The sequence below is a fragment of the Mesorhizobium sp. genome (assembly GCF_041661565.1).
Lineage (GTDB): Bacteria > Pseudomonadota > Alphaproteobacteria > Rhizobiales > Rhizobiaceae > Mesorhizobium.
On sequence record NZ_JBAZUD010000138.1, the window covers coordinates 1 to 13,513 of the forward strand.

General features: G+C 64.8%; 14 protein-coding genes and 1 tRNA gene. 6 read left to right on the forward strand and 9 right to left on the reverse strand.

Annotated elements, in window-relative coordinates; translation table 11 throughout:
- The first annotated feature begins 259 nt into the window (after positions 1-259).
- A complete protein-coding gene (locus WC739_RS20470; RefSeq protein WP_372954843.1) occupies positions 260-919 on the forward strand; it encodes a TetR/AcrR family transcriptional regulator in 660 nt (219 codons plus the stop codon).
- Between the two features lie 18 nt (positions 920-937).
- Complete coding sequence (gene ilvC, locus WC739_RS20475) at positions 938-1,957, forward strand: ketol-acid reductoisomerase (RefSeq protein ID WP_023757108.1); 1,020 nt, start codon at positions 938-940, stop codon at positions 1,955-1,957.
- Between the two features lie 83 nt (positions 1,958-2,040).
- Here ilvC and WC739_RS20480 read toward each other — a convergent pair whose 3' ends face one another.
- Positions 2,041-2,598 (reverse strand): BA14K family protein, encoded by a 558-nt coding sequence (locus tag WC739_RS20480; protein ID WP_372954844.1) that lies wholly within the window; start codon positions 2,596-2,598, stop codon positions 2,041-2,043.
- Positions 2,599-2,787: 189 nt separating this feature from the next.
- Here WC739_RS20480 and WC739_RS20485 point away from each other — a divergent pair, with 189 nt between their 5' ends.
- Together WC739_RS20485 and WC739_RS20490 are read left to right on the forward strand one after the other, a co-directional pair.
- Entirely contained in the window at positions 2,788-3,897 is a 1,110-nt protein-coding gene (locus WC739_RS20485; protein ID WP_372954845.1) for an endonuclease/exonuclease/phosphatase family protein, read from the forward strand.
- Between the two features lie 5 nt (positions 3,898-3,902).
- Positions 3,903-4,619, forward strand: a complete 717-nt coding sequence (locus WC739_RS20490; RefSeq protein ID WP_372954846.1) for a hypothetical protein — start codon at positions 3,903-3,905, stop codon at positions 4,617-4,619.
- On the opposite strand, the gene WC739_RS20495 is transcribed toward WC739_RS20490, so the two are convergent.
- From WC739_RS20495 to WC739_RS20510, 4 genes are all read right to left on the reverse strand, one after another.
- Positions 4,616-4,858, reverse strand: a complete 243-nt coding sequence (locus WC739_RS20495; protein WP_372954847.1) for a hypothetical protein — start codon at positions 4,856-4,858, stop codon at positions 4,616-4,618. The two genes, WC739_RS20490 and WC739_RS20495, sit on opposite strands and share 4 nt — an antisense overlap.
- 125 nt (positions 4,859-4,983) lie before the next feature.
- Positions 4,984-6,201 (reverse strand): ABC transporter permease, encoded by a 1,218-nt coding sequence (locus WC739_RS20500; protein WP_372954848.1) that lies wholly within the window; start codon positions 6,199-6,201, stop codon positions 4,984-4,986.
- On the reverse strand, positions 6,198-6,905 hold the full coding sequence (locus tag WC739_RS20505; RefSeq protein WP_372954849.1) for an ABC transporter ATP-binding protein: 708 nt from the start codon (positions 6,903-6,905) through the stop codon (positions 6,198-6,200). Before WC739_RS20505 ends, WC739_RS20500 begins: the two co-directional genes overlap by 4 nt.
- A 4-nt stretch (positions 6,906-6,909) precedes the next feature.
- Positions 6,910-8,193: an efflux RND transporter periplasmic adaptor subunit gene (locus tag WC739_RS20510; protein WP_372954850.1), complete on the reverse strand. Its 1,284-nt coding sequence runs from the start codon at positions 8,191-8,193 to the stop codon at positions 6,910-6,912.
- Between the two features lie 101 nt (positions 8,194-8,294).
- Here WC739_RS20510 and WC739_RS20515 point away from each other — a divergent pair, with 101 nt between their 5' ends.
- Positions 8,295-9,200: a PhzF family phenazine biosynthesis protein gene (locus WC739_RS20515; RefSeq protein WP_372954851.1), complete on the forward strand. Its 906-nt coding sequence runs from the start codon at positions 8,295-8,297 to the stop codon at positions 9,198-9,200.
- 105 nt (positions 9,201-9,305) lie between these two features.
- A tRNA-Lys gene (locus tag WC739_RS20520) sits at positions 9,306-9,381 on the forward strand.
- Positions 9,382-9,845: 464 nt separating this feature from the next.
- Here the strand turns inward: WC739_RS20520 and cobT are convergent.
- The 4 genes from cobT to WC739_RS20540 form a co-directional block, all read right to left on the reverse strand.
- Positions 9,846-10,856 carry a nicotinate-nucleotide--dimethylbenzimidazole phosphoribosyltransferase gene (cobT, locus tag WC739_RS20525; RefSeq protein ID WP_372954852.1) on the reverse strand — a complete coding sequence of 337 codons (1,011 nt, stop codon included), beginning with the start codon at positions 10,854-10,856 and terminating at the stop codon, positions 9,846-9,848.
- A gap of 43 nt (positions 10,857-10,899) precedes the next feature.
- Positions 10,900-11,679, reverse strand: coding sequence for an adenosylcobinamide-GDP ribazoletransferase (gene cobS / locus WC739_RS20530; RefSeq protein WP_372954855.1), 780 nt, complete (start codon positions 11,677-11,679; stop codon positions 10,900-10,902).
- 40 nt (positions 11,680-11,719) lie between these two features.
- The gene (locus WC739_RS20535; protein ID WP_372954853.1) at positions 11,720-13,033 is read right to left on the reverse strand and encodes a cobyrinate a,c-diamide synthase; all 1,314 of its coding nucleotides are present in this window, start codon (positions 13,031-13,033) and stop codon (positions 11,720-11,722) included.
- Positions 13,030-13,513: uroporphyrinogen-III C-methyltransferase (locus WC739_RS20540; RefSeq protein ID WP_372954854.1), on the reverse strand; the 484-nt coding region annotated here is incomplete at its 5' end. The genes WC739_RS20535 and WC739_RS20540, both read right to left, overlap by 4 nt.

Consider the following 13,513-nt stretch of genomic DNA (forward strand, 5'->3'; position numbering starts at 1 on the left):
GCGAAAATTCCGCCGGCGCCACAGTTCCTCGCCTCGATGGTGGCCGGCACGGTGATCGACCCGTTCACGCGGATCGGACTGACCGAGGCGAAGTGGCCGAGCGGTTGACGCGGCTGACCGATACCTCCGGGGTTCATGCCCGCCCTCAGGTTTTTCTTCGCGTGCCTCTTGCGCCGGCAGGCGTATTGCGCAATATGCCGAACCGTAACGTACGGTACGGCACCGATGTGTTTCGGTCTGCCGTGCTCGAGGGAAGAGCGTGTTGCACAGTGTACCCGACATCGAGACCGCCGAAGCGCTGACGGAGCGGCAGAAAGCCGTTCTCGACGCAGCCCTGCGGCTGTTGGTCGAGGAGGGCGATCAGCTCACCATGACGGCGGTGGCGCGTCGGGCGAGCTGTTCCAAGGAGACGCTCTACAAATGGTTTGGGGACCGCGACGGGCTGCTGACGGCAACGGTCCAGTGGCAGGCCTCAAAGGTTCGGGTGGCGCCGGTCGACGGCAAGGGCCTCGATATTGCCTCGCTGACGGCAAGCCTTGAGCGCTTTGCGTCCGACTGGCTGAGGGTGATCTCAAGCGATACCTCGATCGCGCTCAACCGCGTCGCGGTCGGCCATGCAGGCTCCGGCAAGGATAACCTTGGCGCCGTCGTGCTGGACAATGGCCGCTTCGCATTGGCCAAGAGACTGAAGCCGGTGCTGGAAGCTGGCCGGCAATCGGGGTTGCTCGATTTCGCGGACGCCGAGATGGCGTTTCGCACTTTTTTCGGGCTGGTCGCCCGGGACGTGCAGATCCGTCTGCTCCTCGGCGACCGGCTGGAATTGACTGAGGCGACGATCGACGGCGATGCCGTGCGGGCGGCGCAGCAGTTTCTCGCTCTTTTTGGAGCAAAACCGGGCCGCGAGGCCTCTGAGTCTTAAAACGGGAAGGAAGACAAAATGCGTGTCTATTACGATCGTGATGCCGATCTCAACCTGATCAAGGGCAAGAAGGTCGCCATCATCGGCTATGGCAGCCAGGGCAGGGCGCATGCGCTCAACCTCAAGGATTCAGGCGCCAAGGAGATCGCCATCGGCCTGAAGGCCGGCTCGGCGACGGCCAAGAAGGTCGAGGCCGATGGGCTCAAGGTGATGAGCGTGGCGGATGCCGCCAAGTGGGCCGACCTGATGATGATGGCGACGCCCGACGAATTGCAGGCAGACATCTACAAGAACGAAATCGCGCCGAACATCCGCGACGGCGCGGCGATCGCCTTCGCGCACGGCCTCAACGTGCATTTCGGCCTTATCGAACCGAAGTCGACCGTCGACGTTGTCATGATCGCGCCGAAGGGTCCGGGCCACACGGTGCGCGGCGAATACCAGAAGGGCGGCGGCGTGCCGTGCCTGGTTGCCGTCAACCAGGACGCTTCGGGCAACGCGCTTGATCTCGCGCTCTCCTACGCCTGCGGCGTCGGCGGCGGTCGTTCGGGCATCATCGAGACCAATTTCCGCGAGGAATGCGAGACCGACCTGTTCGGCGAGCAGGTCGTGCTGTGCGGCGGCCTGGTCGAACTGATCCGCGCCGGCTTCGAGACGCTGGTGGAAGCCGGCTACGCGCCTGAGATGGCCTATTTCGAGTGCCTGCACGAGGTCAAGCTGATCGTCGACCTGATCTATGAAGGCGGCATCGCCAACATGAACTACTCGATCTCGAACACCGCCGAATGGGGTGAATATGTCTCGGGCCCGCGCATCATCACCGCCGAGACCAAGGCCGAGATGAAGCGTGTGCTGAAGGACATCCAGACCGGCAAGTTCACCTCGGAATGGATGCAGGAGTATCGCGCCGGCATGTCGCGCTTCAAGGGCATCCGCCGCATGAACGACAGCCACCAGATCGAGGAAGTCGGCGCCAAGCTGCGTGCCATGATGCCGTGGATCTCGAAGAACAAGCTGGTCGACAAGGCCAAGAACTAAGCGAGTTCCAGGCCCTGGGAATCGAAACGGCGCCATGTGGCGCCGTTTTCATTTCTGCTCGTTGCTGCCCCGCTATGGGCAGATCAGCTATAGGGCGACCAGCACTGCTGGCGCGGACCGTTATAGGGCTGGAAGGTGTTGTCATAGGAACGATACGACCGGTAGCGGTTGTAGCACCACTGGACGTGGGCGCTCGACAGGCGACCTGCGCGGTAATAGCGACGCGGCGGCGGAGCGTCGTAGGAGTTATAGTTGTTGTACATGCTGCCCAGGCCTAGCCCAAGACCCAGTCCGAGGATCGCAGCACCAGCACCATCGTCATAGTAGCGACCACCCCGATAGTGGTGGCGGCGCCAACGCCAGTTATCATCGCCGTTCCAATGGTTGCCATTCCAATGGTTGCCATTCCAGTGGTTGCCGTTCCAATGGTTGCCTGACCGGCGCCATCTCCAGTTGTTGTTGTTGTTGTTGCCGCCCGCCCAGCTATCACGAACCTGCGTGATCGCCGGCGCGGCGGTGCTTGCTGGGACGGAAACGTCCGGCTGCATCATCGGCCCGGCGACGGATGTCGATGTGACACCGGATATGATGGCCAGGGCGATCAGCCCCGATTTAACCGTTGAAGAACAGAGCGAGTTCATAACACTCTCCAAGAGATGAAGGCCCCACGCCTACCCGAGGAATGGGGTCACAGTGGATCTTTGCGTCTGAACGGCGGATGAACGGAAAGGTTCCGTCAACCATGGCGCGAATGCCATCAGGACCAATCGATCCCAGCGGGTGGTCCGGCGGCCTTGTTTTCCGCCGCGCTTGCGGGCAAAGCTCGGGGCATGCCGCTGCGCCTTGCCACCTTCAATGTCGAGAACCTGATGAACAGGTTCGATTTTTCCGGTTATCGCAACCAGCTCAACGAGGATCGCACGCTGGCGCTTTTCGATATCCAGAGCGAGGCCGAATACAAGATCCTGGAACAGGCGCGCGCCATCGCCCAGTCCGACGACACGCGCCAGCTGACGGCGCTGGCGATCGCGGCAACCCGAGCCGACCTCATCTGCCTGCAGGAGGTCGACAACATCGAGGCCCTGAAGGCGTTTGAATATGGTTATCTGTTCAAGATGGTGGGGCAGGGCTACCGCCAGAAATACACGACGTCGGGCAACGATACGCGCGGCATCGATGTGGCGATGATGATGCGCAACGAGACCGCGCAGGGGCAGCCCATCGAGTTCGTGCGCATGACCAGCCATGCCTACGTCACCTACGATCAGTTCGGACTGCACACGCCGGAACTCGCGGCGCTCGGCAATCAGGCCAATGAGCGCATCTTCCGGCGCGACTGCCTGGAGGTTGACGTCACCGTCGGCGGCGTGCCGCTGACGCTCTATCTCGTGCACTTCAAGTCGATGGGCTCGCCGCGTAACGGGCTCGACGGGCGCGAGGCAACCATGCCGGTCCGCATTGCCGAGGCGCTGGCGGTGCGCCGCATCATCGAGGAGCGTTTCGGCAGCGAGGCTGCCGACAAGGATTGGGCGGTCTGCGGCGATATGAATGATTACCGGCAACGCGTGAAGATCGCCGGCGATGAGTTCGACGGCTATCGCTTCGAAGTGGTCGACGAGACCCTGTCTTGCGTCAATGTGCTGACGGAAGGCGGGTTCTGCGAAAACGTGGTCGAGCGGCGGCCGGAGATGAACCGCTGGACTTTGTATCACACGCGGGGACCGCAAGAGCGGCACCTGTGCCAGCTCGACTATATCCTGCTGTCGCGGGGGCTGGCGGCCAAGAACGCCACGGCCGTCCCCGACATCGTCCGCAACGGCCAGCCCTGGCGCACCATATTTCCGCCAGGACAGGAGGTGGACCGCTTTCCGCGCGCCGGCTGGGACCGGCCGAAGGCATCCGACCACTGTCCGGTGGCCATCACCCTCGACATGGCGTGATCACCATGGATTTCGACCTGCCGCGCAATATCATCCTGCCGGTCGACGCCGTCGATGTGCGGCTCGATCCGGCCCCGCACCCCTTCGCGCTGGATAATGCGGAGGCGATCGCCGAGAACTGGCAACGCGAGATCTCGGCCAATCCGGCGCTGTTCGACGGCACCATGGTGCTGCTCTCGCAACTCGCCTGGCGCGATAATCGCCTCGTCGGCCGCTGCCATGCCGTCAACTACTCGACCTTCATGCTCTGGCGCAGGCGGCGCGACAGTTCGGGGGCCGAGCATGCCTTTGCGCACGCCATGCTGGTTGCCGGCGACAATGCGTTGGTGGCGATCCGAATGGCGCCGCACACGGTCAATGCCGGGCGCGTCTATTTCGCCGCCGGCTCGTTCGAGCCGACGGATTTTCGCGACGGGCTGGTCGACGTCGACTTCAACATGACCCGCGAGGTGCGGGAGGAGACCGGCCTCGACCTGTCGCGCGTGAGGCGCGGCGAGCGCTATCACGCTTTGTCGGCGAACAGCGGCACGGTGATCTTTCGCCGCTATCACGAGACGGCGCCGGCCGACTCAATCGCCGAGCGCATCCGCGCTTTCGTCGCGACCGAGAGCGAGCCGGAGATCGAGGGGCCGGTGATCATCCGCCACGCCACTGATCTGCCCGATGGGCTCATGCCGCACATGAAGCCGCTGATCGAGTGGCATTTTTCGGGCGTCGACTAACGCGGCGCTTTGTTCTGCACGTCCTTGCGATCATTGCGCGCGGCGACGAAGAACAAGACAACGCCAAGCCCCAGCAAGCCGCCCATCGCCATTCCCATGGTCTGGCCGACGACTGTCTGGAAATCCGATGTGACGCGGTCAGGATTGGCCATGCCGAAGTGGGCGAGATACCACCAGATGCCGGCAAGGACGGCTTCCAGGATCACGATCGCCAGGATCAGGCGCGCCTTCTTGCTCATCTGCTGTTCCCCGACCAGAGATACCCTGTCCTAACATCGCAAATCGCGCCGCGACAGTGGATGCACGGGGCGGAAACGGCACAAGTTGTGCAGAATCAATTGGGGTGCCGGATGGTGGCCGGGTTCTATTCGTGCCGCAACGCGTCGATCGGGTTGAGCCTGGCGCCGCGCAGCGCCGGGAAGAAGCCGAACACCATGCCGATCAGGGCGGAAAAGCCGACGGCAAGCAGGATGACAGCCGGGCTCGGCGCGAAGGGGATGGTCAGCGTCAATGAGGCAAGGCCGGCCAGTGCCAGCCCGATCAGGATGCCGATGATGCCACCGAGCAGCGACAGCACCGTCGCCTCGACCAGGAACTGGATGAGGATGTGTTTTTCATGGGCGCCTATGGCCAGCCTGATGCCGATCTCGCGGGTGCGCTCGGTGACCGACACCAGCATGATGTTCATGATGCCGATGCCACCGACCAGCAGGCTGACGCCGGCGACGGCGCCCAGCATGCCGGTCATGGTGGCGGTGGCGCTGGCCATGGCGTCGGCGATCTGGGTCATGTCGCGGATGGCGAAATCGCTCTCGCGGTCGGGCGTTATGCGGCGCGCGTCGCGCAGGATGTCCTCGACGCGCGGCTGCAACTCGCTTGTCGGCGTGCGGTCGTCGGCGGCGATGTAGATGTTGTCGATGTCGCGGTTTCCCGCGATGCGGCGCTGATAGGCATGCAGAGGCATCAGGACGACATTGTCCTGGTCCTGGCCGAAACCAGTGTAACCCTTGGGCTCGAGCAGGCCGATGACCTTGCAGGAGGTCCGGTTGACGCGGATGATCTCGCCCTCGGGGTCGCCGGCGCCGAAGAATTGCTGGCGCACTGTCTCGCCGATAAGGCACACGCCGGTGCCGGACCGGGTTTCGGAATCGCTGAACGGCCGGCCTGACACCAGCTTCCAGTCGCGGGCATCGAGATAGGCGCTGTCAGTGCCGGTGACGCCCGAGGTCAGGCTTTCGGTGCCGAATATGACGCGCACCTGTTTCTGCGACGCCGGCGAAATGGCGCGCGCGCCGGTGAGATGCGCAACCAGCGCCGTCAGGTCCTTTTCGGCCAGCGGGCGCACCACCTGGTCGAGCCCGCCTGGCCCGCCTGGCCCCGCGGGCCGGCCTGAGCGGACGACCAGCAAATTGCTGCCGAGCTTGGAGATGTCGGCCTTGACCTTTTCCGTGGTGCCGGAGCCTATGGTGAGCATGGCGATGACCGCGGCAACGCCGATGACGATGCCAAGCAGCGTCAGGAACGAGCGCAGCACGTTGCGGCGGATGGAGCGCAAGGAAAGCCGGACAGTTTCCCAGATCATGCCAGCTCTGCCTTCATGGTGTCGGAGGCGACATGCCCGTCGACGAAGCGGATGGTACGTTCGGCGTAGGAGGCGACATCAGCCTCATGGGTGACCATGGTGATGGTCAGGCCAAGCTCGGTGTTGAGTTGGGTCAGCAACTCCATGATCTCGTGCGTGCGGGCGGTGTCGAGGTTGCCGGTCGGCTCGTCGGCCACCAGCAGGGTCGGCCTGGTGACGATGGCGCGCGCGATCGCGACGCGCTGCTGCTGGCCGCCGGACAGTTCGGCCGGCGTGTGGTGTTCGCGGCCGACAAGCCCGACCTGCGCCAAAGCCTGCATGGCGAGGTCGCGGCGCTCGCGGGCTGCCACGCCACGATAGATCAGCGGCAGTTCGACATTTTCCGCCGCGGTGGTGCGGGCCAGCAGATTGTAGCCCTGGAAGACGAAGCCGACATAGAGGTTGCGCAGCATGGCGCGGCGGTTGCGGTCGAGCCGTCCGGCGTCGATGCCCATGAAGGAGTAGGTCCCGGCCGTCGGCGTGTCGAGGCAGCCGATGATGTTCATCGCCGTCGACTTGCCGGAGCCGGAAGGACCCATGATGGCGACGAATTCGCCGCGCCGGATGGCAAGGTCGACGCCGGCCAGCGCATGGACCTTGGCCTCGCCCTGGCCATAGCTCTTCCAGACCTTGTCAAAGGCGATAAGGGCAGCACCCGCGGCCACGGCCTTAGCTCCGCTGCTGCGACGCGGTGATAACTAGCGCGCCTTCGTCGAGGCCCGAGATGATCTCGGTCAGCTCGCCGTCGGTCGAGCCGATCTTGACGTTGACCGGATGCGGCCGTCCGTTCTCCAGCACGTACAGCGTGCGCGAGCCGTCCGTGGGTGGCGCGGCCGGGCGTTGGCGGTTTGGGCGGCCCATGCGGCCAGTGAACAGGTCGCTCAGGCTCCAGCCACGGGCCGCCTGCTGCGCCGGGCGGTAGCGGAAAGCGGTTGCCGGGACGGTGAGAACGTCCTTGGCCTGCCGGGTGACGACCGAGACAGTCGCGGTCATGCCCGGCCGCAGCAACAGCTCGTTGTTGTCGACCTCGAGCCGCGCATTGTAGGTGACGACACCGTCGGTGGTGACCGAGGCGTACGAGATGTCGCGGATCTCGGCATCGAACGGCCGGTCCGGGAAGGCATCGACCGTGAAGCGGGCATGCTGGCCTGATTTGACCGCGCCGATATCGGCCTCGTCGACGGCCGCAACCAGTTCCATGTTCCTGAGGTCGGCAGCGATGACGAACAGCACCGGCGCCTGCAGGGAGGAGGCGACCGTCTGGCCGGGATCGACCGAGCGCGTCAGCACGATTCCGTCGATGGGCGCATAGATGGTGCTGTTGGCAAGGTCGGTCTGCTGCGATTTCAGGTCGGCATTGGCGATGGCTAGATTCGCCTCGGCGCTGTCGAGCGCCGCCCTGGAGCGGTCGCGCGTCGCGTTCGCCGCTTCCAGCGACTGGTCGGTGGCCATGCCACGCTTGGTCAAGGCGGCCGATCGCACAAGCGCCTTTTCGTTCTCGTCGAGGGTGACCTTGGCATCCTCGACATTGGCAGCCGCCGCCTTGGCTGAAGCCTCGGCGCGCTCGATCTGGACACGCAGCTTGGCTGTGTCGAGCGCCGCTAGCACGTCGCCCTTCTTGACCTGCTGGTTCTCCTCGACGGAGACCGAACCGATCATGCCGGAGAGCTGGCTGGAAATGTCGACCTGGGTGAGCGGCTGCAACGTGCCCGTCGCCGACACCTGGACGGTGAGATCGGCCTTGGCTGCCGGCGTCGTCGTGTAGTCGATCCTGGCCGGCGTGCCCGCATACCATTGGTAGAGGCCCAGGCCAGCGGCAAGCGCGACCAGGGTCAGCAATGCATAGAGCCAACCGCGACGACGCGTCCGGCTCCGCCCCTTCATATCGAGGCCGAGCGCCGTCTCGATGGCGGAATCCGATTCCGTCTTTGGCAGATTGACAATCTGGTCCACGCTGGACCCCTATGATGCGTAATGTCCCTATCTGTGCACAGATCAGGCTTGACGGTTGGAATATCAAATTAAATTTCGCCCATGTTGGGATTGAGGCAGGAATGAAAACGCGGAATTACTTGCTTTACGATGTGTTCACGACCGAGCGACTGGCTGGCAACCCGTTGGCGGTGGTGTTGGATTGCGAGGGCCTGGATACGGCCGCGATGCAGGCCATCGCGCGCGAATTCAATTTGTCCGAGTCCGTCTTCGTGATGCCGCCGGACAATCCCAAGCATAAGAACCGCATCCGCATCTTCACGCCGGACTATGAAATGCCGTTCGCCGGCCATCCGACCGTCGGCGCCGCGATCGCTCTGGCCGAACTGGCGGAGGAGGGCGCCGGCATTTTCGTGCTGGAAGAGAATATCGGCCCGGTGCGCTGCGCCGTCAGCCGGCACGATGGCAGCATTTTCGCCGAGTTCGACCTGGCGAAACTGCCCGAGCCGCTGAAGCTCGAGGCCGATCCGGAGGCGATCGGGGCGGCACTCGGCCTGACGCCACACGAAATCGGCTTCGAGAATCACCTGGTATCATTCTGGTCGGCCGGTGTGCCCTATGTGACCATCCCCGTGGCCAATCTCGAGGCGGCGGGCCGGATCCGGCTCGACAACCAGGCCTGGTCGGAACTGGCGCCGCGCAAGAGCGAATGGGCCTTCGCCAGTCCTTATGTCTATTGCCGCGAGAGCGTGAACCATGAAAGCGCGTTCCATGTCCGCATGATCGTGCCCGGCACGCCGTCCTATGAGGATCCCGCGACCGGCTCGGCGGCTGCGGCTTTCGCCGGCGCCATCATGCATTTCGACGCACCGACGGACGGCATTTCGCAGCTGTGGATCGAGCAGGGACTGGAAATGGGGCGTCCCTCGCGCATCCGCCTCGAACTGACCGTGCAAGGCGGAAAACTGGCCTCCGCGCGCATCGGCGGCAATGCGGTCAAGGTCGCGGAAGGCAAGCTTTTCGTCTGATCGATGGCAGGCTTGTCGATTTGTCGGGAAATGATTCCGGCAGGGCTGGACATGACCGATGGTGGCGGCTATATGCCCGCCAACGCCGGTTTTTGCCGGCCGAGTGGGTGCGTAGCTCAGTTGGTAGAGCAGCTGACTCTTAATCAGCGGGTCCACAGTTCAATCCTGTGCGCACCCACCAAATTCTTCAAAGACTTGGTGGAAAGACCCTGGAGGCGGGATGCGTTTGACTCGCTTCCCGCAGTTGTCGAAGCAAGTGCCGCTTCCTGTGACTCTCCGGCGGCCGGCATTTTCCGCCGTTGACAAAGCGCCCCAACACCAGTCAAGGCTGGTGCCGTAGACATTTGGCGATGGGGACGTTTGAATGAAGAAGACCTACGTGAAGCCAGTTCTAGACAAGCGCGAAAAGCTCTCGACCATTACGGCCGCGCCGTGTCCGAGCTACGGCTGCCCAACCTAAGCTTGGTCAACCGTTTGGTTCAAAAGCCCGCGCATTTCGGTGCGCGGGCTTTTTCCGTTCAAGGCGTGAATCCGGCAGCTTGTGCTCACCATTTCCGACGCATTGGTCGACCTCCCGAGCGAATCGGGGGCGCGGAAGCGACATAAGCTGCTTTGCGATTGCTGCTCTATAAAGCTTAGATCCGTCTACTTCTCTGAAACTCCGGCCTCGGCAAAGCTCGCCATGTGCGCATGACACTCCAGCGCCGAGCGAACGATGTTGACGGCAAGGCAGGCGCCCGAGCCTTCGCCGAGCCGCATGCCGAGATCGAGCAACGGCGGCAGGCCGAGCGCTTCGAGCAGGCCGCGATGGCCCGATTCGGCTGAGACATGGGCCGCGATGGTGTGCGCGAGGCCAGTCGGGTGCAACTTGGCCAGCGGGGCGGCGGCGGCGGTGCAGACGAAGCCGTCGAGCAGCACCGGAATGCCGAGATGTCGGGCGGCCAGCGTAGCGCCGAAGATGGCCGCGAGTTCGCGTCCGCCGAGCGCGGCGGCAACGCCCAGCGGGTCGGCAAGGGCGGCGGCATGGCGCTTCAGGCCGGCTTCGATGGCGACCACCTTGCGCTTCAGCCCGTCATCATCGACGCCGGTGCCGCGCCCGGTCCATTTTTCGGCGCCACCGCCGAACAGTGCGGCTGAAATGGCAGCGGCCGGCGTGGTGTTGCCGATGCCCATCTCGCCGAAACAGATCAGGTCGAGGTCATCAGTGACGGCGTCGTAGCCAGCCGAGACGGCAGCGAGAAACGCTGCCTCGTCCATTGCCGGCATTTGGGTGAAATCGCCGGTGGGATGGTCGAGATCAAGCGGGATGACATCGAGCTCGGCGCCGGCGATGCGGGCGAGCTGGTTGATGGCGGCACCTCCGCTGGCGAAATTCGCCACCATCTGCACCGTGACTTCCGACGGGTAAGCCGACACGCCCTGCGCGGTGACGCCGTGATTGCCGGCGAAGACGAACACCTTCACCCGGTCGAGCCTGGGCATGTCACGGCCCTGCCAGCGCGCCAGCCATGCGGCGATGGTCTCCAGCCGGCCGAGGCTGCCCTGTGGCTTGGTGAGCGTGTCCTGACGGCGGGATACTGCCTCTGCAGCGGTGTGGCTGCCGGCTGGCAGATCGAGGCAGGCGGCACGCAATTCATCGAGCGATTTGAAGGGCATGGGGGCAAGGTCTCCTAAAAGGAATCAAATCAGGCCAAAGGGATCAGGAAAGAGCCACGGAGGCGACGAGCAGCACCGATATCTCGCTCACCTGCTGCAGGGCACCTATCGTATCGCCGGTCTGGCCGTCGATCTGGTTGAGGCAGAGCGCATGGAAGGCGGCAAACAGCAGGCCGAGCAGGATCAGCGCAGCGACGGCGCCGCCGAAACCAAGCAGCAGGAGCGGGATGGCGCCGAGCACGACGGCGGCGATGGCGATTTCCAGCGAAACGGTACCGGCGCCGGCTGAAAGGCCATCCTCGCGCGCCGGAGGCAGGATATGCATGAAGGCGCCGAGCACGCCGCGCGAGGCCGCATGCGCGGCAACGAGGGCGAAGAGCGCCTGTGTGGGGTCGACGAATTGCGACAGCGCGCTCCAGCGGATCAGCAGCGACAAGGCCAAGGCCATGGCGCCATAGGCGCCGATGCGGCTGTCGCGCATGATCTCCAGCTTGCGGCCACGCGATTTGCCGCCGCCGAAGCCGTCGGCGACGTCCGACAGCCCGTCCTCGTGCAGGCAGCCGGTGGTGAGCACCGTGGCGACAAGGGCAAGGGCTGCCGCGGGGCCCATGGCAAGGCCGAACCGTTCTGCGGTGGCAAAGACGATGGCGCCGATCAGACCGACGACGAGGCCGGCGACCGGCGCCGCCCAGATCGCGGCGGCGAGGCGACGGCCACGAAAATCGAGGACGGGCAGCGGCAGCCGTGTGAAGAAGACCAGGCAGAGCGCGATGTCGTCGACAATTTGTCGTGGCGAAAGGGTTACGCTCCGCAGCTTGAGCATGATCCTTTCCGAGATGCGGTTGCGGGTCTTCGGCATTGCTCTAGCCCCTCGCGATGGCGTGGAAGAAGGTGCCGCTGACGTGGCCGCGCCGGAACCCAGATGCACCGATCGGATTGCCCTGGCCGTCGGCGAGGTCGGCCAGCGGCTCGTCATTGCCGCTCGCGGTCATCTGCGCATAGTGGAATTCGTGGCCCCGGATTAGCGCGCCTTGCACTCCCAGCGGGCAGTCGGCGCGCAGCCGTGCCTCGCGGTAGCCGAGATTCATCTTGCGCTTGGCGAAGCTGGTGGAATGGCCGAGCAGGCCGAGCATCGCATGCGTTTGGCCCGCGGCATCTTCGAGAGCATGGCCAAGCACCATGAACCCACCGCACTCGCCGTGGATGGGCTTGGTCGCGGCAAATCTCGCCATGCCGGCCTTGAAGACCTCCGCTGCCGCAAGCCGGCCGGCATGAAGCTCGGGATAGCCGCCGGGCAGCCAGCAGACATCGCAGCCATCATCCGGCGCTTCGTCGGCAAGCGGCGAGAACGGGACGATTTCGGCGCCTGCCTTGCGCCAGTGAGCGGCGACATGCGGGTACAGGAAGGTAAAGGCGGCGTCCTCGGCCAGCGCGATGCGTTGGCCGGGCGGCGCCAGCGCGTCGTCGAAGCCGCCGGCCGCCGGAGTGAAGGGTGTCGCCAGGGCCATGATGGCATCGAGGTCGAGCGACTTTTCCGCCATGTCGGCCAGCCGGTCGAGATGCGCCATCAGGTCGTCATATTCGCCGGCCTGCACGAGACCCAGATGGCGCTCGGGCAGGGTCAGCGTCGGGTCGCGCATTATGGCGCCGACGACAGGCAGGCCGACCGCCTCGATGGCGTCAGCAGACAGCCGGCGGTGGCGCTCGCTGCCGAGCCGGTTGAGCACGACACCTGCCATGCGCACATCCGGGTCGTAGGTGGCAAAGCCCTTGGCGACCGCCGCTGCCGTGGTCGACTGGCCCGACACGTCGAGCACAAGCAGCACCGGCAGGCCGTAGAGCCGGGCGAGGTCGGCGGCCGAGCCGGTGCGGCCTGGCAAGGCCGGAATGCCGTCGAACAGGCCCATGGCGCTTTCGAGGATGACAAAGTCCGTGTCGTCGGCCGCCTGCGCGGCGAGCGCGTTGAGCAGCGAAGGCGACATCGCCCAGCTGTCGAGATTGACGCCGGACAGGCCGGTGGCGGCGGTGTGGAAGCCGGGATCGATATAGTCGGGGCCGGATTTGGCGCCGCGCACTTTCAGCCCGCGCCGGGTGAGCGCGCGCAGGATGCCGATGGTGACGCTGGTCTTGCCCGAACCGGAGCGCGGTGCACCGATGATGATCGCGCGGGCCGTCATGCTTGCCCCATCAACGCCGCGCGCATGGCGACGATGCCGCCGACGACGATCAGCGCCGGCGATGCCAGTCCGGCGGCGGCGGCTTCTTCGGTGATGGTGGCGAGCGTCGCCACGACGATCCTTTCCTGCGGCGTCGTGGCGGCGACGATGACGGCAGCGGGCGTCGATGGCGCCAGCCCGCCGTCGAGCAGGGCCGCGGCTATGATGGGCAGATTGGACATGCCCATATAGACGATAACGGGTTGGCCCGTGCGGGCGATGGCCGCCCAATCGATGTCGTCGTCGGTGCCGGCGGCGTGGCCGGTCGCCAGGATCACCGCCTTGTTGATGCCGCGCATGGTCGCCGGAATGCCGGTGGCGGCCAGCGCGCTGAGGCCCGAAGTGAGGCCGGGCAGGACGCGGAACGGGATGTTTTCGCGCACGAGCGCCAAGGCTTCCTCTCCGCCGCGACCGAAAATATAGGGATCGCCGCCCTTCAGC